This window comes from Streptomyces sp. Tu 2975, assembly GCF_009832925.1.
GTDB lineage: Bacteria > Actinomycetota > Actinomycetes > Streptomycetales > Streptomycetaceae > Streptomyces.
The window spans coordinates 5,448,855-5,469,861 of record NZ_CP047140.1 but is presented as its reverse complement, the minus strand read 5'-3'; the positions used below and the strand labels follow the sequence as shown (position 1 = coordinate 5,469,861).

Below are 21,007 nucleotides of genomic sequence, written 5' to 3'. Positions count from 1 at the left end.
ACGGTGCACGTACCGGGCCTCCCTCTGCCTGCGGGCTACTTCACACCCACCGCACGGATGATCTCCTGCCGCACCGAGCCGCCCTTGTCGTCCTTCGCGGAGGCGCGGACCGAGATGTACTCCGCGTCCGCCGGGACCCGGACCGTGCCCTCCCAGGCGGCGGACCTGCCCCGGGCGCCGTCGAGTTCCACGGCCGTCCAGGTCTTCCCGTCGTCGAACGACACCTCCAGCGACCCACCGCCGATCCGGCCGGTGTCCGCCGCGCCCTTGACGTACTCGGCGAAGATCCCGAGATTGAGCCGCTTGCCGGCCCGGACGTCACCGCGCAGGTCGGTGTCGACGTCGAAGCCGAGGTTGAGCATCGGCAGCACGGTCCGCCGGTCGGCCGGCGTCTCGGCGGAGCGGACGGTCCACTCGGTGTGGCCCTTCGTCGCCAGCCGCCACCGTTCGGCGTCCAGCGTGGTGTCGGTGACCACCTTGTACGTCTTCTCCGCCGGGTCGGCACCCCAGGCGTAGGCGCCCGAGCTCATCTTGCGGTCCACCAGCTCGCCGTCCGCGTACACCTCGGTGAACTGTGTCATCGACGCATCGCTCCACACGTCGCCGAAGCCGGTGTGGTCGGGGCCGGAGTCACCCCAGCCGGGCGTGTTGAACTCGAGGTTGTTGCCGGTCCGGGTCTGTCCCCAGCCGAGTCCGGTGCCCAGCCACGGGTGCAGCACCGGCTTGAACCAGTTGAGCTCGGAGCGGCTGCCGCCCTGGTGGACGGGGGTGCCGCTGCGCTGCTCGAGGGCGCCGGGGCCGGTGGTGACGGACTCGTGCCAGCGCTGGCCGGGACCGGCGCTGACATAGTCGGTGCGCTCGACGGGGAAGGCGATCTTCTCGGCGAAGCCGAAGCCGACCGGGAAGGTGTCGGTGATCGAGTAGCGGAACTCGCCGCCGTCCGCGGGCCTCGCCGCGTGGAACCTGCTGTCGAGCACGGCCAGCTCACCCTTGCCGGGCCGGTAAAGGAGGTCGCGGTCCGGTACGGCGCCGGGGTGGCCCTCCGAAAGGTCGTACACGTACGGCGTGTACTGCGTGCCGGTCAGTTCGAGGCGCTCGTGGCGGCGGGCCGCCTCCCGCAGGCGGGCGCCGTCCGCCGCGTCGACGGTGGCGACGTGCAGCGGCCTGTCCTCGTAGCTCTCCGTGCCGAACCACGCCATCAGCCGGCCGGGCGCGTCGTCGGTGACGAGCAGGGCCTTCGCCCCCGCGTCCTGCGCGTTCTGGGCGAGCTGCGTGGGACTGACCGCGCCCGTGTGCCGGACGACGACCGCCTTGCCGCGGACGTCCTTGCCCGCGTAGTCGGCCGGGGTTCCCGTGCCCGCGTCCGCGATGTGCAGCCGCTGCTTCCCGTCGAGGACGGCCGTGCCGGCCTGGACCTGGGCTCCGCCGAGCAGCCTGCCGCCGGCGGTGACGTCGAGCATGGGCTTGCCGAGGCGCCAGACGGTCCGGTACTCGAACGAGCCGGTCGCGGGCTCGTCGGTGGGCGCCGCGAAGATGCTGTCGTACATGGGCGGGACCTGCACCGCGCCGCCGTAGGAGACACCGTTCGCGTCGCGGTCGAACTCCATCAGCAGCTGGCGGGTCTCCGTCCGCCTTCCGACGTCGGCGCGCGCCTCCCGCAGCGTCCGCCCGTCGAGGGTGATCTCGCGGTCCCGGTCGAGGGTGACCTCCGGGTCCGTGAGGAATCCGAGACCGAGGGAGTCCTTGCCGTTGCTGCCGCGTACGTCGAGGAACGAGGAGACGGTGTACGTGCCCGGGGGCAGCCGCAGTTCGAGCGTGCCGGACTCTCCGACCGTCGCCGGGAACGGGTCGTTGCCCTTCTCCAGCTTCTGCACACCGAGGTGGGCCGCGGTCGCGGCGCCGTCCCGGTCGAGGACGCGGACGGTGAGCGTGTAGCGCTCCTCCTCCTTCACCAGCCCGACGGCGGTGTGGGCGACGGTGCGCTCCCCGTCCTTCGCGACGATACGGGCGGAGGTGTTGCCGACGGGCGCGCCGGTGCCGTCGCCGGTCATCGACGTCTGCGCCGTGCCGTGCGCGGGCACGGTGAGCGTGGTGTCGGCGAGGGAGAACACCCCGGCCGGGGCGTTCTCCACGGCGAGGTCCAGAGTGACGGGCGCGTCGGAGTGGTTGGTGTAGGTGACCGTCTTCGTGACGGGCTCGTTCTCCTCGTACGGCCAGCGGAAGAAGCCGAGGCCCGCGCTGCCGGTCGCGGTGACCGTCGCGCCGACCGCGTCCGGGACGTCGAGCCGGCCGGCGCCGAGCGCGTAGGCGGAGGCGTCGAGCTGCTCGGACGTGCTCATCAGCGCGTCCTTGAGCTGCTGCCCGCTCCAGTCGGGGTGCTTCTCCGCGAGCAGGGCGGCGACGCCCGCGACATGCGGGGTGGCCATCGAGGTGCCGCTCATCGCGGTGTACGGGCCTTCACCGGCGGTGAGTTGCGAGCGTGCGGCGAGGATGTCCACGCCGGGCGCGGACAGGTCGGGCTTGAGCGCGTTGTCGCCGAAGCGCGGGCCCTGGCTGGTGAAGTAGGCGGCCTCGTCCGCCGCGTCGACGGCGCCGATGGTGAGTGCGGCGTCGGCCGCGCCGGGCGATCCGATGGAGCCGGGGATGCCGCTGTTGCCCGCGGCGACGACGAACAGCGCGCCGGTCTCCTCGGAGAGTGTGTTGAGGGCCTGCGCCATCGGGTCCGTCCCGTCGGAGCCCTCCTGCGAACCGAGACTCATCGACACGATCTTGGCGTCGATGTCCTTGGCGGCCCATTCCATACCGGCGATGATCTGCGACTCGCTGCCACTGCCCTCGTCGCTGAGCACCTTGCCGACGGCGAGGTCCGCGCCTGGGGCGACCCCCTTCTCCTGGCCGCCGGACGCGGCGCCGCTGCCGCCGACGGTGGACGACACATGGGTGCCGTGGCCGTTGCGGTCGGCGACCTCCTCGCCCTCGATGAAGCTCCTGGACTCGGTGACGCGGTCCTTGAGGTCGGGGTGCCCGGCGTCGACGCCGGTGTCCAGGACGGCTACCTTGACGCCCTTGCCGGTGAGCCCGGCCTCCCATGCCGTGGGGGTGCCTATCTGTGCGTTCGACTCGGCCATGTCGGCCTCTACCCGGCCGTCGAGCCACACCTTGGCGACGCCGGCGCCGAACGCCGACCGTGACTTCGCGGAGGTGACCGCACGCCAGAACTCGCCGGACGCCGCCGCCTCGACGGCAGCGCCGTTGACGCTCGGCAGCGCCCGGACGGTCTCCGCGCCACGGGCCTGCGCCCGCGGTGCGCCCTTCGCGTAGCTCACGATCAGCGGCAGTCCGTCCTGGCCGGCGAGCCCCTGCTCGATGAGCCCCGTGACGTCGAAGAGCCTCTTGTCGAGCACGCCGGCGGCCAGGTAGGGACGCGCCTCGTCGGGCACGACGGTGACCCGCCCGTCGGAGATCTCGCTGCGCACGGCGCCCACGGCGCCCACGGGCCGCTGCACGGCCACCGACTTCCGGCCGCTGCCGAGGTCCGTGACGGTCACCTTGTCGCCGGTGACCAGCGTGACGGTGTGGGCCGCCTGGGCGGTCCTGGCGGCGGTCCCCGCCGCGGCGTGGACCGGTTCACGGTCGGCGGCGACGGCCTGCCCGGCGGGGAGCAGGACGAGGGACACGCCGGCGGCGATCAGCCGGGCACTGCGTCTCGCGGGTGCTCTGGTCATGAACGACTCTCCTCGGGGCGCCCGGTGGAAGGGGTGGCTCCGGACGCTGCGAAGAGTCTCGGGGTGATCAAGGCGGTTGCGAACCGGACTCCACTGGCGGGTAAGTGCCATGGCGGCGACCCGCCAGAGGTCGTTCCGGAGCCGGGACGTACGGTGCGACGGCGCCGGGCCGGGGCCGCCCGGCGCGCCCGACGGGCGGCCCGGCACAGGGGCGCATAGCGTGCGACGGGAGAGACCCGACGGGCAGGAAGGCTTGGAGACGATGGCAGCGCACCCCGAAGGCACGCCCTGCTGGGCCGATGCGATGTTCCCCGACGTGGAGGCCGCGAAGGACTTCTACGGCGAGCTGCTGGGCTGGACCTTCGACGAGGGCTCGCCCGAGTTCGGCGGCTACACGCAGGCGTTCTCCGACGGCAAGGCCGTCGCGGCCGTCGTTCCCCGGATGTCGGGCACGGGCGGAACGCCGGCCTGGAACCTCTACTTCGCCACGCCCGACGTGGCGTCCGCCGCCGAGAGGATTCGTGACAACGGCGGCGCGCTGCTGATGGATCCGATGCCGGTCGGCTCGTTCGGCTCGATGGTCACGGCGGAGGAACCCAGCGGTGTCTTCTTCAGCCTCTGGCAGCCGGACGCCCACACCGGGTTCGGGAAGACCGGCGAGGCCGGCTCGTACTGCTGGGCGGAGGTCACCACCAGGGACGTGGAGCGCGCCGACCACTTCTTCTGCTCCCTCTTCCCCTACGACGCGAAGCGGATGCAGCAGGACTCGGTCGACTTCACGCTGTGGCACCTGGGCGGTGAACCCGTCGCGGGCCGGCTGCGGATGACGGACGACTTCCCGCCCGACCTCCACCCGTACGTCAACGTGTACTTCGGCGTGGAGGACTGCGACGCGGCGATCGACACGGTCACCAGGCTGGGCGGCACGCTGCAGCGGGGGCCGCTGGACAGCCCCTACGGACGGTACGCGTCGGTCCGTGACCCGCAGGGCGCCGCCTTCTCCGTCATCGACGTCACCACGACCGCCGGCGAAATGCCCCGGTTCACCTGACCCTGGGCACGGAGGTGGCGGGCCCGGCGGGCGGCAGCGTCACGATCCGGGTCACCACGGCGGTCACCGGAGGCGGAGGGCTCTGCTGCGCCCCTTGGTCCGGCGGCGGATCGTTGACCCGGCGGAGGCCGCCCTCCGCCGGTTTCTCCGCCTCGCCTCCCCGCACGCCCTCCTGCGCAGGGTCCCGCGCGCCCTCGGGGGCGACGCCGTGGCCGGCGCCGTGGCGGACCCCGGGCTCACCGGGCGCGGCGCCGTGACCGGCGGTCGGCGGGGGACACGGCTCGCGGACGCACCCCTGGTCCGCCGCCGGCGGACCGTTGACCTCCTCCGCGTACGGAGCCGTCTGCCCCGTGCCCGACTGCTGCCGCGTCCCCATGGGCGAGGCGTCGGTCTGCCAGACCTGGGCGGGCGATTCGTCACGGACCTTGACCACCACGTTCGCCCCCGGCTCCGTGGACGCGGGGACCATGGCCAGCCGGTCGTTCCACCGTGGGACCACTTGGCCCTGGATGGTCAGGTCGTAGCGGACGTCCACCGCGTCGGGGGCGGTCCGGCTGGTGCAGCCGTCCAGGACAACGATGCCATCGAGCCCGTGGGAGTTGAGGCAGAGCGCGGGGGCGGCGGAGCTGCGGAGCCGGCCGTCGCTCTCGTACACCCACTTCTGGGTGGCCGCTCGGGAGCAGGCCGCCATGGTCACCTCCGTCCCGGCCTGCGGCGCGGGGGCGGTGATGTCGAGGCACAGTCCGGCCTCTGCGTTGCGCAGGCCGGTGGTCAGCGGGGCCGCCGGATGGTTGGCCGAGGTGGCCGTCGGGTCGGGGGCGGAGGGTCGGGGTGTGCCCGGCCCGGACGCGGGCGGGGCGGTGCCGGTGACGGCGCCGCTGGGGACGGACGGGCCGGCCTGCTTGTCGTCGTCCTCCCAGAGGGCCGACGCCAGGGTGAGGACGAGCAGCCCGGTCACGGCCGCCGCGGCCCCGACGGTCAGTGCTCCGGGCGCGATGCCGACCGCCGCGATACGGCGGCCTTTCAGGGCGAGGCTCCGCAGCGTGCGGGCCCCCCCGCCGCGTGAGTGCCGGCCGCTCCCCCTCGGGCCGCGGGCGGCGGGACCGGCCGCGTCCCGCACCGCCCCGGCCCTGCGCCGCCTCCCCGGCCGCGAGTCGAGATACGGCCCGGCCGCGCCGCCGAGCAGCGCCTCCCCGAGCAGCACGCCCAGCCGCCCACCGGACTGCCGCAGCTGGTCGGCGGCGAACCGGCAGTACGAGCATTCGGACAGATGCACCTGGATGTCGGGGATCAGGACCCCGCCCCGGCGCAGTGAGATGTCGAGCAGACGGTTGTAGTGCCGGCACTCCGCGGTCGGCGCGTAGTCCCGGTGGACCCGCACACAGGCCTGCCTGAACTGTTCGCGTGCCTGCTCGAGCTGGGCGGAGGCGACACGCGGATCAAGCCCCGACAAACCTGCTGGTATGGATATGCCCTCGGCCTCGACCTCGGCATGCCACAGGAGAACCTGAGCGGTCATCGGCATTACATGGAAAGCCCGGGAGACCAACTGCCTGTTTTCCCCAGGGCCTTCCGGATTCATGAGTCCGGTCAGTACCGAGGCCACCGTCGGGTCGCCGGCCCACGCCTTGGCGATATGACGGACGGTCACCAGAAGATGGGGCCTCAGCGCCCCTGCGGCCGCGTTGCGCGCCAGACTTTCCATCAGCTGCGCGAAAGCCGCGGTGGTCAGCATCGAAGCGGTTTTGTTCGAGGTCGCACAGATTGAGGCGTAGTCGAACACGGGTTGCCAGTGCCGGGCGAGCAGCGTGGCCATCGGCTGGACTTCAAGACCCCCTCCACCGGCCTGCAGTGCGGCGGCGAGCTCCTCGTCGGAGACCCCGGGGGTGCGGCCGGGCTGCGAAGAAGGGGCGGTTCCGGGCGTGCGGGGATGTTGCATTGACGTCTTTCCATCCATGGCAATGCGGTGGGGGGTTGCTGTGTGGGACCGAAAGAAGTGCACCGGTTGGTACATACCTTCGAGCGGGGCGGCTCGACGCTCTTTTGGAGTTGGCCACCGCAATGGAATTCGAACGGTTGATCCGAGCTGTGCTGTTCGGGTGTGAGGGGGCTCACCCTTACACAACTCGCCTGTCACTAACAAGAGTTCCGGAACCCCGACCATTCACAACGTGCCGGTCAAGGCAACTTTCGGGCAGGGACACCGCTTTCTGGAACTTGAGTAAGTACAACAATGGAGAAGCATTCCGACGGCCGTGGTTGACGGAAGCGGCAATCACGCCAAGCGGCAGCCACGACCGCTGCCCGGCTTGCAGCGCCCCAGCGCACGGATCAGCCGCCCACACCCCGCGGGGGCCGACCGCGTGTGGCGGCAAAAAGCGGGACCGGGGCAATTACCCTGCGAGAAACCGATTTACCCCACAAAAGGAGCGTCCCGTGCCATCTCGCCTCAACCCGTACATCAGCTTCGCCGGCAACGCGCGCGAGGCCATGGAGTTCTACAAAAGCGTCCTCGGCGGAAACCTGCGGCTGAACACCTACTCCGACATCGGCGGCGAGACCTCACCCACCGATGCGGACAAGATCATGCACGGCATGCTCGAGACCGAGCGCGGCTTCACGCTGATGGGGGCCGACACCCCGCCCGGGATGGAGCACAAGCCCGGCAACAACTTCTCGATCAGCCTGAGCGGCGAGGACGCCGGCGAGCTCCGCGGCTACTGGGAGAAGCTCTCCGCCGACGGCACGGTGAATGTCCCCCTCGAGAAGCAGATGTGGGGCGACACGTTCGGCATGTGCGTCGACCGGTTCGGCATCTCCTGGATGGTCAACATCAACGAGAGCCAGGGCTGACCCGGCCCTCCGCCCGGTGCGTGTGTGCGGCCGTCCCGGCCGCACACCACCCCGTAGCCTGGAACCTCCCAGACACCCGTCAGCGGAGTCGTCCGTGACCCTCGTCCACCGCCTCGTCACCGCACCGGCAGCACCGACGCGCGCCGCGGAGCACATCTGGTACGCGTCGTACGGCTCGAACATGGACACCGGCCGGCTGCGGTACTACCTCACCGGCGGCCGGCCCCCCGGCGCGGCGCGGACCTACCCGGGCTGCCGTGACCGGCGCCCACCCGTGCGCTCCGCACCGGTCGAGTTCCCGGGAACGCTGTACTTCGCGACCGAGTCCCCCGTATGGCAGGGCGGCCGGGCCTTCTACGACCCCACCGCCGACGGCTTCGTCAGGGGCCGCGCCCATCTCGTCACCGTGCAGCAGTTCTCCGACATCGCCGCGCAGGAGATGTACGAAGTCCCCGGCAAGGACCTCGACCTTGCAGCAGTGCTCACCGACGGCAGAGCCACCCTCGGCCCCGGGCGGTACGAGACGCTGGTCCTCCTCGGCCACCTCGAGGACATCCCCGTACTCACCTTCACCGCACCGTGGCGCCTGTCGGAGGTGACCTGGAACAAGCCTTCGGCCCCGTACCTGTTGCATCTGGCCCACGGGCTGTGCGCCGACGGCACCTGGGAGCCGTCGGCCGTGGCCCGCTACCTGTCCCGGTGCCCGGGAGCGGCGAAGGCCTGGACACTGAGCGAGCTCACCACGCTGATCGAGGGGCTCGAGGGGCCGTGAGAGTGAACTCGCGGAGGAATCGGAAGGGATGCCGCGCGCCTCACGAGGAGGAGAGACGTTTCCCCCTACCTTCCTTGGGTGGGGCGGGTGGGACTCGAACCCACGGCCGACGGATTATGAGTCCGCTGCTCTAACCGGCTGAGCTACCGCCCCTAACGGCGCGTCGCGCACATTTGTGCGCGCCGTCTGCCGCAGCATAGCCGGTCATACGATCTCCTGCCTCGCATGGTCGACAACGCTCGACCATGAGGACTTCGCCGCGGCCCACGCGGTTCCGGATGCAGCCGGGAACACACCGAACGGGCTGCCCGGGCCGGCATACGCACACATGAAAAAGGGCCCCGAGGGGCCCTCTTCCTATCTGCTCCCCCGGCTGGACTCGAACCAGCAACCCTCCGGTTAACAGCCGAATGCTCTGCCAATTGAGCTACAGGGGATCGCGCTCCCCCGACTGGACTCGAACCAGTAACCTGCCGGTTAACAGCCGGCTGCTCTGCCAATTGAGCTACAGGGGATTGCTGCGTGTGCACCGAACGTACCTACCCGGGGCGTCCCAGGGGGCGTGCGCTCGCTGCGACACATACATTAGCGCAACCAGGGGGTGCTCCGCCAATCGGTATGGCGCCGGGTGATCACAGGTCCCGACGGGTAGGCGGGCAGCACCGACGCAACGGAAGGGTGTCACCCATGCGGTACAAGCTCACGTTCGTCGCGGGACTGGCCATCGGCTTCGTGCTCGGGACACGGGCCGGGCGCGAGCGCTACGAGCAGCTCAAGAAGTCCGCGCGACAGATCTCGCAGAACCCGGCGGTCCGTAACGCCGCCGAGTCCGCCGCCCACAACGGCCGCGAGGCGGCGGGCAAAGCCTTCCACGCGGTCAGCGACAAGGTCGGCGACCGGGTTCCCGACTCGGTGGCGGACCGGGTTCGCTCGCTCAGGGAGCGAGGCGGCGGCGCCGAGGACGACTGGGGAACGACCAACACCTGAGGCGGCCGGTCCCGGTGTCCGGCCGGCGTGACGCCGGACACCGCCCGCGTACGGCAGAATTCCGGACATGGGGATAGTCGCCGGGTTGGACAGTTCGTCTGGGTTCACGCGCATCGTCGTCTGCGACGCGGACACGGGAGCCGTGCTGCGTCAGGGGTATGCGCCGCACCCCGTGGAACCCAAGGCCACCGACATCGATCCGCAGGCGTGGCTGCTCTCGCTCGGCGAGGCGGCCACCGGCGGCCTGCTCGAGGGCGTCCAGGCGATCGGGGTCTCCGCGCAGCAGCACGGCCTGATCACGCTGGACGCCCAGGGCGCTCCGGTGCGCCCGGCCCTGCTCGGCAACGACAAGCGGGCGCAGGCCGCCGCGGCCGACCTCATCGACGCCCTCGGTGGTCGGCAGGCCTGGGCGGAAGCGGTCGGCTCGGTGCCGCAGGCCGGGCAGCCGGTGGCGAAGCTCCGCTGGCTCGCCAGGGCGGAGCCGGACGCGGCACGTCGCGTCGCCGCCGTGATGCAGCCGCACGACTGGCTGGTATGGCAGCTCCTGGGCCGCCCGGCCCGCAGGACCACGGACCGCGGCGGTGCCTCCGGCACCGGCTACTGGTCGGCCGGCACGGGGGCGTACCGCTCCGATCTCGTCGAGCTGGCGCTCGGGCAGCCGTGCGCCCTGCCCGAGGTGCTCGGCCCCGCGGAAGCCGCCGGCACCACACCGGAAGGGCTGCTGATCTCGGCGGGCACCGGCGAGACGATGGCGGCGGCCTTCGGTCTCGGGGTGGCCGTCGGGGACGCTGTCGTGTCTCTGGGGGCGTCCGGTTCCGTGATGGCCGTGCACCACGAGGCGCTGCCCGACCCGAGCGGGACGATCACCTCTTTCGCCGACGCGACCGGGATGCATCTGCCGGTCGTGCACACCCTCAACGCCGTGCGTGCCCTGCGCGGCAGCGCCGAACTGCTGGGGGTCGCCGACCTCTCCGAGCTCTCGGCACTGGCCATGAAGTCGACGCCCGGCTCGTCCGGGCTGGTGCTGCTGCCGTACCTGGAGGGCGAGCGGACACCGCAGCTGCCGCACACCGCGGGCACGCTGACCGGGTTGCGGCGCGAGTCGATGAAGCCGGAGCACCTGGCCCGGGCCTCGTTCGAGGGCATGCTCTGCTCGCTGGCCGACGCGATGGACGTGCTGCGCCGGCGGGGCGTGGAGGTGCGCCGGGTGTTCCTGCTGGGAGCGGCCGCCGAGCTGCCCGCCGTACAGGCGCTCGCACCGGCGATCTTCGGCGCGCAGGTCGTCGTGCCGCAGCCGGCCGACTACGCGGCCCTGGGCGCGGCCCGGCAGGCCGCTTGGGCGCTGGGCGTCGCACAGGGCACGCTGTCCCCGCAGGTCCCGCCGACCTGGCAGGGCGCCGCGGCGCAGGTGTTCGAGCCGGGCGAGGAACTGGCGGTCGGACAGGCGGTGCGTCAGCAGTACGGGGCGACGCGGGACCAGATCCACCCCGGGGCGTTCGGCGCCATGTCGTGACGCGCGGTCGCACAAGCTGTTCTTGACCGGCGCTTGGGGAAAACCCTTGGGGTTTTGCCGACCCGGTGTCGGAAGATGGGGTGAACCCCCGATCTTGCCGAGCCCGAGAGACAGCGCGTGCTGATACGACTGCTGCGGACCTATCTCCGTCCGTACAAGAAACCCATTGGCTTCCTGGTGGCGCTGCAACTGCTGCAGACCAGCGCCACCCTCTATCTGCCCACCCTGAACGCGGACATCATTGACAACGGTGTCGTCAAGGGCGACACCGGATACATCCTGGCCCTCGGCGCCCTGATGATCGGCGTCAGCGTCGTCCAGGTGCTCTGCAACATCGGGGCCGTGTTCTACGGGGCGCGGACGGCCGCCGCTCTCGGGCGCGACGTCCGTGCCGACATCTTCGGCCGGGTGCAGAGCTTCTCCGCCCGTGAGGTCGGCCACTTCGGGGCGCCGTCCCTCATCACCCGTACCACCAACGACGTCCAGCAGGTCCAGATGCTGGTGCTGATGGCGTTCACACTGATGGTGTCGGCGCCGATCATGTGCGTCGGCGGCATCGTGATGGCGCTCGGCCAGGACGTGCCGCTGTCGGCGGTGCTGCTCGCGGTCGTGCCGGTGCTCGGCATCTGCGTCTCGCTGATCGTGAAGAAGATGCGGCCGCTGTTCCGCACCATGCAGGAGCGGCTCGACACCGTGAACCGGGTACTGCGCGAGCAGATCACCGGCAACCGCGTGATCAGGGCCTTCGTACGGGACGAGTACGAGAAGGGGCGCTTCCGCGAGGCGAATCAGGAGCTGACCGACGTCTCGATGTCCACAGGCCGGCTGATGGCGCTGATGTTCCCGACCGTGATGACGGTCGTGAACGTCTCCTCGGTCGCCGTCGTCTGGTTCGGCGCCCAGCGCATCGACAGCGGTGCCATACAGATCGGCGCGCTGACCGCGTTCCTCGCCTATCTGATGCAGATCGTGATGGCCGTGATGATGGCCACCTTCATGTTCATGATGGTGCCGCGCGCCGAGGTGTGCGCGGAGCGCATCCAGGAGGTGCTGGACACCGACTCGAGCGTGGTGCCGCCGCTCGCTCCGGTGACGGAGCTGCGCAGCCGCGGTCAGCTGGAGGTACGGGGCGTCGACTTCCGCTACCCCGGGGCCGAGGCGTCGGTGCTGCGGGGCGTCGACCTGGTGGCACGCCCGGGCGAGACGACCGCGATCATCGGCTCCACGGGCAGCGGCAAGTCGACGCTGCTCGGCCTGGTGCCGCGGCTGTTCGACGTGACGGGCGGGGAGGTGCTCGTCGACGGGGTCGACGTGCGGGAGCTCGAGCCGGCGCTGATGGCGAGGACCGTGAGTCTCGTTCCGCAGAAGCCGTACCTCTTCTCCGGGACCGTGGCGACCAACCTCCGCTACGGCAAGCCCGACGCGAGCGACGAAGAACTGTGGCAGGCGCTCGAGACGGCCCAGGCGGCCGACTTCGTACGCGCGCTGGAGGGCGGGCTCAACGCCCCCGTCGCCCAGGGCGGCACGAACGTCTCCGGCGGGCAGCGCCAGCGGCTCGCGATCGCGAGGACGCTCGTCCAGCGGCCGGAGATCTACCTCTTCGACGATTCGTTCTCGGCACTCGACTACGCCACGGACGCGGCGCTGCGTGAGGCGCTCGCCCGTGAGACGTCGGGCGCGACGGTCGTGATCGTCGCCCAGCGGGTGTCGACGATCCGCGACGCGGACCGGATCGTGGTCCTCGACGAGGGCAGGGTCGTGGGGACCGGAAGCCATCACGAGCTGATGGAGAGCAACGAGACCTACCGAGAGATCGTGCTCTCGCAGCTGACGGAGGCTGAGGCCGCATGAGCGGGCCGGGTGGACGCATGATGACGGGTCCCGTCGAGCGATCGATGGACTTCAAGGGCTCGGGCAAGCGGCTGCTGCGGCAGCTCGCGCCCGAGCGGGCGACGCTGTGGGTGATGCTCGCGGCCGGTGTGCTGAGCGTCGCCTTCTCGGTGGTCGGGCCGAAGATCCTCGGCCGGGCGACCGACCTGATCTTCGCCGGGATCGTCGGCCGGCAGATGCCGGCGGGCACCTCCAAGGAACAGACGCTGGAGGGCATGCGGCGGAGCGGCGACGACGGTCTCGCGGACATGCTCTCCGGTGTGGACTTCGTCCCCGGAGAGGGCATCGACTTCAACGCCGTCGGTGACGTCCTGCTCATGGCACTGGCGGTGTTCGTGGCCGCCGGACTGATGATGCTGGTGGCGACGCGACTGTCGATCACGGTCATCAACCGCACCGTGTACCGGATGCGCGAGGACGTACAGGCGAAGCTGTCGCGGCTGCCGCTGTCGTACTTCGACAAGGCCAAGCGCGGTGAGGTGCTCAGCCGGGCCACCAACGACATCGACAACATCTCGCAGACCCTGCAGCAGACGATGGGTCAGATGATCAACTCGCTGCTCACCATCGTCGGTGTGCTGGCGATGATGTTCTGGATCTCACCGCTGCTGGCGCTGGTCGCTCTGGTGACGGTGCCCGTGTCCGTCTTCGTGGCGGCGAAGGTCGGCAAGCGGTCGCAGCCGCAGTTCGTGGCGCAGTGGAAGTCGACGGGCGCTCTCAACGCCCATATCGAGGAGATGTACACCGGCCACTCGCTGGTGAAGGTCTTCGGTCGCCAGGAGGAGTCGGCGCAGGGCTTCGCCGAGCAGAACGAGGCACTGTACGAGGCCGGGTTCAGGGCGCAGTTCAACAGCGGCATGATGCAGCCGCTGATGTTCTTCATCTCCAACCTGAACTACGTGCTGGTGGCGGTCGTCGGCGGTCTGCGGGTCGCGTCCGGTTCGCTGTCGATCGGTGATGTGCAGGCGTTCATCCAGTACTCGCGGCAGTTCTCGATGCCGCTGACCCAGGTCGCCTCGATGGCGAACCTGGTCCAGTCGGGCGTCGCGTCCGCCGAGCGGATCTTCGAGCTGCTGGACGCCGAGGAGCAGGAGACGGACGCCCCGTCCTCGGAGCGGCTCGAGCGGCCCCGCGGCCAGGTCTCGCTGGAGAAGGTGTCGTTCCGCTACGACCCCGACAAGCCTCTCATCGAGGACCTGTCGCTCGCCGTCGAGCCGGGGCACACCGTCGCCATCGTCGGCCCGACGGGTGCGGGCAAGACCACGCTGGTCAATCTGCTGATGCGGTTCTACGAGGTGACCGGCGGGCGGATCGCGCTCGACGGCGTGGACATCGCCAAGATGTCCCGTGAGGACCTGCGTTCCGGGATAGGAATGGTGCTCCAGGACACCTGGCTGTTCGGGGGCACGATCGCGGAGAACATCGCGTACGGAGCCTCACGTGAGGTCACTCGCGAGGAGATCGAGGAGGCGGCGCGGGCCGCGCACGCCGACCGGTTCGTCCGCACGCTGCCCGACGGCTACGACACCGTCATCGACGACGAGGGCTCGGGCGTCAGCGCGGGCGAGAAACAGCTGATCACCATCGCGCGGGCGTTCCTGTCGGATCCGGTGATCCTGGTGCTGGACGAGGCGACGAGCTCCGTCGACACCCGCACGGAGGTGCTGATCCAGAAGGCGATGGCGCGGCTCGCGCACGGGCGGACGAGCTTCGTGATCGCGCACCGTCTCTCGACCATCCGGGACGCGGACGTGATTCTGGTGATGGAGGACGGGTCGATCGTCGAACAGGGCACGCACGAAGAGTTGTTGGCGGCGGACGGGGCGTATGCCCGGCTGTACACGGCACAGTTCGCGCAGGCGGTGGTGGAAGTGGAGTGACGGGAGGCTCCGGACCCCCGGACCCGCCACCGCGTACGGCGGCGCGAGGTCCGGGGCGAAGGCCCCGTCAGTCGAGGTAGCCGCGGAGTTGGTCCGCGAACGCGTGGTCGCGGAGCTTGTTGAGGGTCTTCGACTCGATCTGGCGGATACGTTCGCGGGTCACTCCGAACAGGCGGCCGATCTCCTCGAGCGTGCGGGGGCGGCCGTCGTCCAGGCCGTAGCGCAGCTGGACCACCTTGCGTTCGCGCTCGCCCAGCGTGGACAGCACCGCGTCCAGGTGTTCGCGCAGCAGCAGGAACGCGGCGGACTCGACGGGGGACGCCGCGTCGCCGTCCTCGATGAGGTCGCCGAGGGCGACGTCGTCCTCCTCGCCCACCGGGGCGTGCAGGGACACCGGCTCCTGGGCCAGCCGCAGCACCTCGCTGACCCGCTCCGAGGTCAGTTCGAGGTGCGTGGCGACCTCTTCCGGTGTGGGCTCGTAGCCCCGTTCCTGGAGCATCCGGCGCTGGACCCGCACCACGCGGTTGATCAGTTCGACGACATGGACCGGCACCCGGATGGTGCGGGCCTGGTCGGCGAGGGCACGGGACATGGCCTGGCGGATCCACCACGTCGCGTACGTGGAGAACTTGTAGCCGCGGGCGTAGTCGAATTTCTCCACCGCCCTGATCAGGCCGAGATTCCCCTCCTGGACGAGGTCCAGCATGGTCAGGCCGCGGCCGACGTACCGCTTGGCGACGGAGACGACGAGGCGGAGGTTCGCCTCGATGAGACGCCGTTTGGCCATCCGTCCCATGACGACGAGCCGGTCGAGGTCGACGGCCAGCTGCGAGTCCGGGTCCGGGGTGTTGGCGAGCTTCTCCTCCGCGAAGAGCCCGGCCTCGACCCGGCGGGCGAGCTCGACCTCCTCCGCGGCGGTCAGCAGCGGTATGCGGCCGATCTCCCGCAGGTACTGGCGGAACAGGTCGGAGGACGGGCCGCCGGTGTCCGCGCCGCGCCCGGCACGCCGAGGGGGCTCCGGAGGATCGACCGCCTCCTCGATCAGACTGCCCGGCAGGGCGTCGGGGTGCCCGGCGGGCAGGCCCTGCGCGGGCACCTGCTCGACCGCGGTCGCGAGGACTGCCGCGACGGCGTCGGTATGGGTCTCGGTCAGGGTCTGGGTCTGCACGGGGCGACCTCCAGGGTGATCGCTGCCGGTCGGGGGGCGGGGGCAGCTCCGAGGGCTCAGGCACCGCCACCCAGTGTGGGGTACGACACATCACCGCCACGAGGGGCGTGCGACCACTTTTTGAGACCCGTGCGTGACCGGCCGGTTACTCGGATGCCGGACATCCCTCCCTTTGGGAAACTGCGCCGGTGAACAGGCTGTGCGAATTCGAGACCCATGTGACGGTGCGCTGTACGGACGATGCGGCGCGCGCCGGGCTGGACTCGTGGGCACGGGCCGCGGGTCTGAAGGTGACGCACATCGTGCTCGCCCGGGGCCGGATGGTGTCCCAGCCGATGCTGACCCTGCGGGGCACCGAGGACCTGGCCTCCCAACGGACGGCGGCCGACCGGCTGGTGGCGCGATTGCGCGCCGGTGGTTTCGACCCGGTGCGGGTGAAGATCGAGACCACGCCGTGGTCACCGGAGGTGCGCACCACGGACGGCGGCTACTTCGAGCACCATCTGAAGCTGCTGCTCGAGGAGGACTTCGACCGCGAGGCGCTGACGGCCCTGGCAGTGCGCCACGGTGCGCATCTGTCGTGGAACGCACGCCGGGTGGCGTCGGGGGCCGGCACGAACGGTTCGTGACGCAGCGCCGCCGCGGCGTCCCCGCCGAGGAGGCGGGCGCGGCATGTGACGCGCTGATGGCCGAGTTGACCGCGGACGGGTTCGACATCGTCGGTGAGGAGCGGGAGTTCGTGCTGTACGACAGCGACCTGTCGGTGGACGACGGTTGGATCGACGAGGGGGCGGAACGATGAACGCGAACTGGGAGCCGACGATTCCGGGTGGTCCCGACGACCCGGCGGAGCCGAAGGCGGAGCGCCTGCGGCGCCGGACGGAGCTGCCGCGCACCCTGCACGTGGGCGTGGGGTCCGGCGCGTCCAGGCACCGGCTGTTCGACCCTGCCCTGAAGCACTTCGACAGCGCGTACCGGCCCGCCGACTCCGTGGTGCCCGAAGAGCTGCGCCCCGCCTGGGGGCGGCGCGACGACGCGCGCTGGAGAGCGTCGTCACCGCGGTCTCCCGTTCGGGGTGGGCCGGTTCGCTGGTGCTGCGCGGCAGCATGCTGCTGGCGGACCGGTTCGGTGAAGCCGCGCGGGAGCCGAAGGATCTCGACTTCGTCGTCGTCCCCGCGGACCGGCGCATCGAGGAGGAGCGCACCACGACGATGCTCGACGACATCGCGTCGGCGGCGCAGCGCTGCACGGAGGAGCGGGGAGGCGGTCCGGTCATCGATGCGGCCGGCGCCGAGTCCGAGTACATCTGGACGTACGAGCGGGTGCCGGGCCGCCGCATGGTGCTGCCGTGGCAGGCGCCCGGGCTGCCCGCCGGGCAGGTCCAGCTCGACTTCGTGTTCAACGAGCAGCTGCCGGTGGAACCCCGGTCCGAGACCGTGTGCGGTGTGCCGCTGCTGACGGCGACCCTCGAACTGTCCCTCGCCTGGAAGGTGGTGTGGCTGATCGACGACCTGTATCCGCAGGGCAAGGACCTGTACGACGCGGTACTGCTGGCCGAACGGGCCCCGTTGGGGAACGCGCTCCTCCAGGAGGTGTTCCGGCTGTCCGGGAACGAGATGCCGTCCGGTGGCCAGGAGAAGCTCCGCCTGGAGGACCTCCGGGAGTCCCTGAAGCACCTGGACTGGAACCACTTCGTCCTGGACTACCCTCAGTTCGCCGACGACAGGGACGAGTACGTCCGGCGGCTGCTGGCCGCGCTGGCGCCCACGTTCGCCGCGTAGGCGTCGCGGACGGCGCCGCCGGCGCCGGACGTGCTGACGGCCTACAGCGCGGCCGCGCCCTGGTTGCGCAGCGACTGCGCGTACTGCTGGAGCACCCACAGCTCGTTCGCCACCGCCGCGTAGCGCTCCGGGTCGCCGCCTGCGCCCAGGCGGGCCATCGTGCCCTGGACCTCGCGGATGCGGCGGTCGACGGCGCGCAGACGGACCTGGACGAGCTGCATGCCCGCGTACACCTCGTCGACCGCGCGGGCGTGCACGGCCTCCACGGCGAGCTCGGTGACCAGGGCGCGCACCGTGTCGTCGGGGGCGGCTTCGCGGACGCGGGCCAGGTAGCCGGAGGTGTCCCGGGTGCCCTGCTCCGCGCCGCCCGCCTCCTCGATGGTCCGGCGGACCGCGGCGTACGGCGGGGCGGTGAACTCGTCGACGCCGTACGCGTCGAAGGCCGGGGAGACCAGCTCGGGGTGCTGGAGGGCCAGCTTGAGCAGTTCCCGTTCGGTGCGGTGGGCGGGGCTGCGCAGATTGATCGCGGGGCCCGACGACGCGGCCTGGGCCGGCGCGCCGGGCGCGGGGTGCGATGCCCTGGAGGGGCCGCCCCTGCGGTCACCGCGGTCACCGCCGCGGTCGCGGGCCCAGCGGGCGAGCTGGGCGACCCGCTTGACGACGAACTGGGTGTCGAGGATGCCGAGGATGCCGGCCAGTTGCACGGCCGACTCGTGCTGGATGGCGACGTTCTTGATGCCGGCGACGATCGGGGCGGCCTCGTCGAGGGCTGCCGCGCGGCCGGCGGGAGTCTCCAGGTTGTGGCGGCTCACCATCTGCCGGATCGCGAACTCGAAGAGGGGCGTGCGCGTCTCGACGAGCTTCTGCACCGACTCGTCGCCCTCCGCGAGCCGAAGTTCGCACGGGTCCATCCCGCCGGGTGTGATCGCGATCGACGTCTCGGCCGCGAACTTCTGGTCGTCCTCGAAGGCGCGCAGTGCCGCCTTCTGGCCGGCCGCGTCGCCGTCGAAGGTGAAGATCACCTCGGCGGTGGCATTGTCCATCAGCAGCCGCCGGAGGATCTTGATGTGATCGCCGCCGAACGACGTGCCGCAGGTGGCGATGGCGGTGGTGACACCGGCGAGGTGGCAGGCCATGACGTCGGTGTAGCCCTCGACGACGACGGCCGTGCTGGTGCGGGCGATCTCCTTCTTGGCTAGGTCGATGCCGTACAGAACCTGCGATTTCTTGTAGATCGCCGTCTCGGGTGTGTTCAGGTACTTCGGGCCGTTGTCGTCGTCGCGGAGCTTACGGGCGCCGAAGCCGACGACCTCCCCGGTGATGTCCCGGATCGGCCACATCAGGCGGCCGCGGAAACGGTCGATGGGGCCGCGCCTGCCCTCCTGCGACAGTCCGGAGAGGGTCAGCTCCTTGTCGCTGAACCCCTTGCCGCGCAGATAGCGGGTGAGGTGGTCCCAGCCTGCCGGGCTGTAGCCGACGCCGAAGTGCTGGGCGGCGGCCTGGTCGAAACCGCGCTCCGCGAGGAACTTCCGGCCGATCTCGGCCTCGGGGCCGTCCAGCTGCTCCACGTAGAACTGCGCGGCGATCTTGTGGGCCTCGACGAGCCGGATCCGCTCGCCCCTCTGATGGGAGGGGTTGTACCCGCCCTCCTCGTAGCGCAGGGTGATGCCCGCCTGGGCGGCGAGACGCTCGACCGTCTCGGAGAACGAAAGATGGTCGATCTTCATCACGAAGGCGATCGTGTCGCCGCCTTCCTGGCAGCCGAAGCAGTGGAAGAGACCCTTGCTCGGGCTGACCTGGAAGGAAGGAGACTTCTCGTCGTGGAAGGGGCACAGGCCCTTCAGGTTCCCCCCGCCTGCGTTGCGCAGCTGGAGGTACTCGGAAACGACGGCGTCGATCGGGACCGCGTCCCGGACCGCCTTCACGTCGTCATCGTTGATCCTGCCTGCCACGCGTGAATTCTACGGTGACGCGGCGACACTCCCGTCAGTCGGAGAGGTTCACGAGGTCGGTGAGCGCCACACCCGGATCGCCGAGCGTCTGCGGGTCCACCTCCGTCCGGGTCCGGATCAGCTGCTGGATCGGTGCGGTGACGTCCCACACATTGACGTTCATCCCGGCGAGCACCCTGCGGTCCTTGAGCCAGAAGGCGACGAACTCCCGCCTTCCGACGTCTCCGCGGAGCACGACCTCGTCGTACGAGCCGGGCGGGGCCCAGCCCGAGTACTCCATGCCGAGGTCGTACTGGTCCGAGAAGAAATAGGGGACCCGGTCGTAGCTCACGTCCTGGCCGAGCATGGCGCGGGCGGCGGCGGGGCCGCCGTTCAGGGCGTTCGCCCAGTGCTCGACGCGCAGCCGGGTCCCGAGCAGCGGGTGCCGGGCGGCGGCGACGTCGCCCGCGGCGTAGATGTCGGGGTCGGACGTGCGCAGGCTCTCGTCGACGGCGATGCCGCCGCCTTCCGCCCGGTCGGCGAGGTCGAGGCCCGCCGCGTCGGCGAGCGCGGTGCGCGGGGCCGCACCGATGGCGGCGAGGATCTCGTGTGCCGGGTGCTCCTCGCCGTCGTCCGTGCGGGCCGCGAGGACCATGCCGTCCTGCCCGATGATCTCGGTGAGACGGACACCGAAGTGGAATCGGACGCCGCGCTCGCGGTGCAGTTCGGCGAAGAACTGGCCGAGTTCCGGGCCGATGGCCTGGTGCAGCGGGGTCGCCTCGGGCTCTACGACGGTCACCTCCGCACCGTAGCCGCGGGCCGCGGCGGCGGCCTCGAGGCCGATCCAGCCCGCGCCGGCGATGATCAGGTGGCCGTTGTCGCGGCCGAGGGCGGCGAGCACATGGCGCAGCCGATCGGCGTGGGGGAGGCGGCGCAGATGGTGGACGCCGGCCAGGCCGGTGCCGGGGATCTCCAGCCGGCGGGGCTCCGCGCCGGTGGCGAGCAGCAGTTTGTCGTAGTGGACGACGGTTCCGTCGCCGAGGCGCACGGAGCGGGACTCGCGGTCGATGGACACGACGGTCTGACCCAGGTGCAGTTCGATGTCGGCCCGGGCGTACCACGCGGGCTCGTGGACGAAGACGCTGTCGCGTTCGTCCTTGCCGGTCAGATACGCCTTGGACAGCGGCGGACGTTCGTAGGGGTGGTCACGTTCGTCGCCGATGAGGATCACTCGCCCGGTGAACCCTTCGGCACGGAGGGTCTCGGCGGCCTTGGCCCCCGCCAGCCCACCGCCGACGATGACGAATGTCCGATGTGCGTCGACCACGTGATGCCTCCTCGTTGCTTCTCCGCAGCGCAGCCTTCAGCGAGCGTCCCGCACAGAGCGATATGGCGGAAGAGGGGGTGCCCTCCGGCGTGTCAAAAACGGACGAATCGTTCGGTGCGGGGCACGGAT

General features: G+C 70.8%; 15 protein-coding genes and 3 tRNA genes. 10 read left to right on the top strand and 8 right to left on the bottom strand.

The genetic code is table 11. The annotated features are described in order from the left end of the window. Window positions 1-35: 35 nt before the first annotated feature. Window positions 36-3,725 (bottom strand): S8 family serine peptidase, encoded by a 3,690-nt coding sequence (locus tag GLX30_RS24180; RefSeq protein ID WP_159692273.1) that lies wholly within the window; start codon window positions 3,723-3,725, stop codon window positions 36-38. A 262-nt stretch (window positions 3,726-3,987) separates the two neighbouring features. Between GLX30_RS24180 and GLX30_RS24175 the strand changes: the two genes are divergently transcribed. Continuing rightward, window positions 3,988-4,776, top strand: a complete 789-nt coding sequence (locus GLX30_RS24175) for a VOC family protein (RefSeq protein ID WP_167306857.1) — start codon at window positions 3,988-3,990, stop codon at window positions 4,774-4,776. Here the strand turns inward: GLX30_RS24175 and GLX30_RS24170 are convergent. Then, on the bottom strand, window positions 4,769-6,715 hold the full coding sequence (locus tag GLX30_RS24170) for a ricin-type beta-trefoil lectin domain protein (RefSeq protein WP_208545476.1): 1,947 nt from the start codon (window positions 6,713-6,715) through the stop codon (window positions 4,769-4,771). The two genes, GLX30_RS24175 and GLX30_RS24170, sit on opposite strands and share 8 nt — an antisense overlap. A gap of 497 nt (window positions 6,716-7,212) precedes the next feature. Here GLX30_RS24170 and GLX30_RS24165 point away from each other — a divergent pair, with 497 nt between their 5' ends. After that, window positions 7,213-7,629 carry a VOC family protein gene (locus GLX30_RS24165; RefSeq protein ID WP_159692269.1) on the top strand — a complete coding sequence of 139 codons (417 nt, stop codon included), beginning with the start codon at window positions 7,213-7,215 and terminating at the stop codon, window positions 7,627-7,629. Between the two features lie 94 nt (window positions 7,630-7,723). Further along, entirely contained in the window at window positions 7,724-8,401 is a 678-nt protein-coding gene (locus tag GLX30_RS24160) for a histone deacetylase (protein ID WP_159692267.1), read from the top strand. A gap of 79 nt (window positions 8,402-8,480) precedes the next feature. On the opposite strand, the gene GLX30_RS24155 is transcribed toward GLX30_RS24160, so the two are convergent. From GLX30_RS24155 to GLX30_RS24145, 3 genes are all read right to left on the bottom strand, one after another. Next, window positions 8,481-8,554: transfer RNA gene (locus GLX30_RS24155), tRNA-Ile, on the bottom strand. A gap of 211 nt (window positions 8,555-8,765) precedes the next feature. Beyond that, a tRNA-Asn gene (locus tag GLX30_RS24150) sits at window positions 8,766-8,838 on the bottom strand. Window positions 8,839-8,843: 5 nt separating this feature from the next. Next, a tRNA-Asn gene (locus GLX30_RS24145) sits at window positions 8,844-8,916 on the bottom strand. 172 nt (window positions 8,917-9,088) lie between these two features. Between GLX30_RS24145 and GLX30_RS24140 the strand changes: the two genes are divergently transcribed. The 4 genes from GLX30_RS24140 (at window position 9,089) to GLX30_RS24125 (ending at window position 14,671) form a co-directional block, all read left to right on the top strand. Further along, window positions 9,089-9,388: a YtxH domain-containing protein gene (locus tag GLX30_RS24140; protein ID WP_159692265.1), complete on the top strand. Its 300-nt coding sequence runs from the start codon at window positions 9,089-9,091 to the stop codon at window positions 9,386-9,388. A gap of 67 nt (window positions 9,389-9,455) precedes the next feature. After that, window positions 9,456-10,901, top strand: coding sequence for an FGGY family carbohydrate kinase (locus GLX30_RS24135; RefSeq protein ID WP_159692263.1), 1,446 nt, complete (start codon window positions 9,456-9,458; stop codon window positions 10,899-10,901). 117 nt (window positions 10,902-11,018) lie between these two features. Beyond that, window positions 11,019-12,752 carry an ABC transporter ATP-binding protein gene (locus GLX30_RS24130; RefSeq protein ID WP_159692261.1) on the top strand — a complete coding sequence of 578 codons (1,734 nt, stop codon included), beginning with the start codon at window positions 11,019-11,021 and terminating at the stop codon, window positions 12,750-12,752. Beyond that, window positions 12,749-14,671, top strand: coding sequence for an ABC transporter ATP-binding protein (locus GLX30_RS24125; RefSeq protein ID WP_159692259.1), 1,923 nt, complete (start codon window positions 12,749-12,751; stop codon window positions 14,669-14,671). Before GLX30_RS24130 ends, GLX30_RS24125 begins: the two co-directional genes overlap by 4 nt. Window positions 14,672-14,738: 67 nt before the next feature. On the opposite strand, the gene GLX30_RS24120 is transcribed toward GLX30_RS24125, so the two are convergent. Further along, window positions 14,739-15,839: an RNA polymerase sigma factor gene (locus GLX30_RS24120; protein WP_159692257.1), complete on the bottom strand. Its 1,101-nt coding sequence runs from the start codon at window positions 15,837-15,839 to the stop codon at window positions 14,739-14,741. A 188-nt stretch (window positions 15,840-16,027) separates the two neighbouring features. Here GLX30_RS24120 and GLX30_RS24115 point away from each other — a divergent pair, with 188 nt between their 5' ends. The 3 genes from GLX30_RS24115 to GLX30_RS24110 are packed head-to-tail and all read left to right on the top strand — an operon-like array spanning window position 16,028 to window position 17,620. Beyond that, window positions 16,028-16,468 (top strand): hypothetical protein, encoded by a 441-nt coding sequence (locus GLX30_RS24115; protein WP_244258274.1) that lies wholly within the window; start codon window positions 16,028-16,030, stop codon window positions 16,466-16,468. Next, window positions 16,465-16,641, top strand: a complete 177-nt coding sequence (locus GLX30_RS35460) for a hypothetical protein (protein ID WP_244258273.1) — start codon at window positions 16,465-16,467, stop codon at window positions 16,639-16,641. The genes GLX30_RS24115 and GLX30_RS35460 overlap by 4 nt, the downstream gene beginning before the upstream one ends. After that, window positions 16,562-17,620, top strand: a complete 1,059-nt coding sequence (locus tag GLX30_RS24110; RefSeq protein WP_279632606.1) for a nucleotidyl transferase AbiEii/AbiGii toxin family protein — start codon at window positions 16,562-16,564, stop codon at window positions 17,618-17,620. The genes GLX30_RS35460 and GLX30_RS24110 overlap by 80 nt, the downstream gene beginning before the upstream one ends. A gap of 41 nt (window positions 17,621-17,661) precedes the next feature. Here the strand turns inward: GLX30_RS24110 and dnaG are convergent, their stop codons facing one another. Both dnaG and GLX30_RS24100 read right to left on the bottom strand, forming a co-directional pair. Further along, window positions 17,662-19,572 carry a DNA primase gene (gene dnaG, locus GLX30_RS24105; RefSeq protein ID WP_159692253.1) on the bottom strand — a complete coding sequence of 637 codons (1,911 nt, stop codon included), beginning with the start codon at window positions 19,570-19,572 and terminating at the stop codon, window positions 17,662-17,664. A 34-nt stretch (window positions 19,573-19,606) separates the two neighbouring features. Continuing rightward, window positions 19,607-20,878 carry an FAD-dependent oxidoreductase gene (locus GLX30_RS24100; protein WP_159692251.1) on the bottom strand — a complete coding sequence of 424 codons (1,272 nt, stop codon included), beginning with the start codon at window positions 20,876-20,878 and terminating at the stop codon, window positions 19,607-19,609. Between the last annotated feature and the right edge of the window lie 129 nt (window positions 20,879-21,007).

Bases quoted from the DNA above. Each gene is read 5' to 3' on its own strand.
- GLX30_RS24180 (WP_159692273.1), bottom strand. From the start codon at position 3,725: ATGACCAGAGCACCCGCGAGACGCAGTGCCCGGCTGATCGCCGCCGGC.
- GLX30_RS24175 (WP_167306857.1), top strand. From the start codon at position 3,988: ATGGCAGCGCACCCCGAAGGCACGCCCTGCTGGGCCGATGCGATGTTC.
- GLX30_RS24170 (WP_208545476.1), bottom strand. From the start codon at position 6,715: ATGCAACATCCCCGCACGCCCGGAACCGCCCCTTCTTCGCAGCCCGGC.
- GLX30_RS24140 (WP_159692265.1), top strand. From the start codon at position 9,089: ATGCGGTACAAGCTCACGTTCGTCGCGGGACTGGCCATCGGCTTCGTG.
- GLX30_RS24135 (WP_159692263.1), top strand. From the start codon at position 9,456: ATGGGGATAGTCGCCGGGTTGGACAGTTCGTCTGGGTTCACGCGCATC.
- GLX30_RS24125 (WP_159692259.1), top strand. From the start codon at position 12,749: ATGAGCGGGCCGGGTGGACGCATGATGACGGGTCCCGTCGAGCGATCG.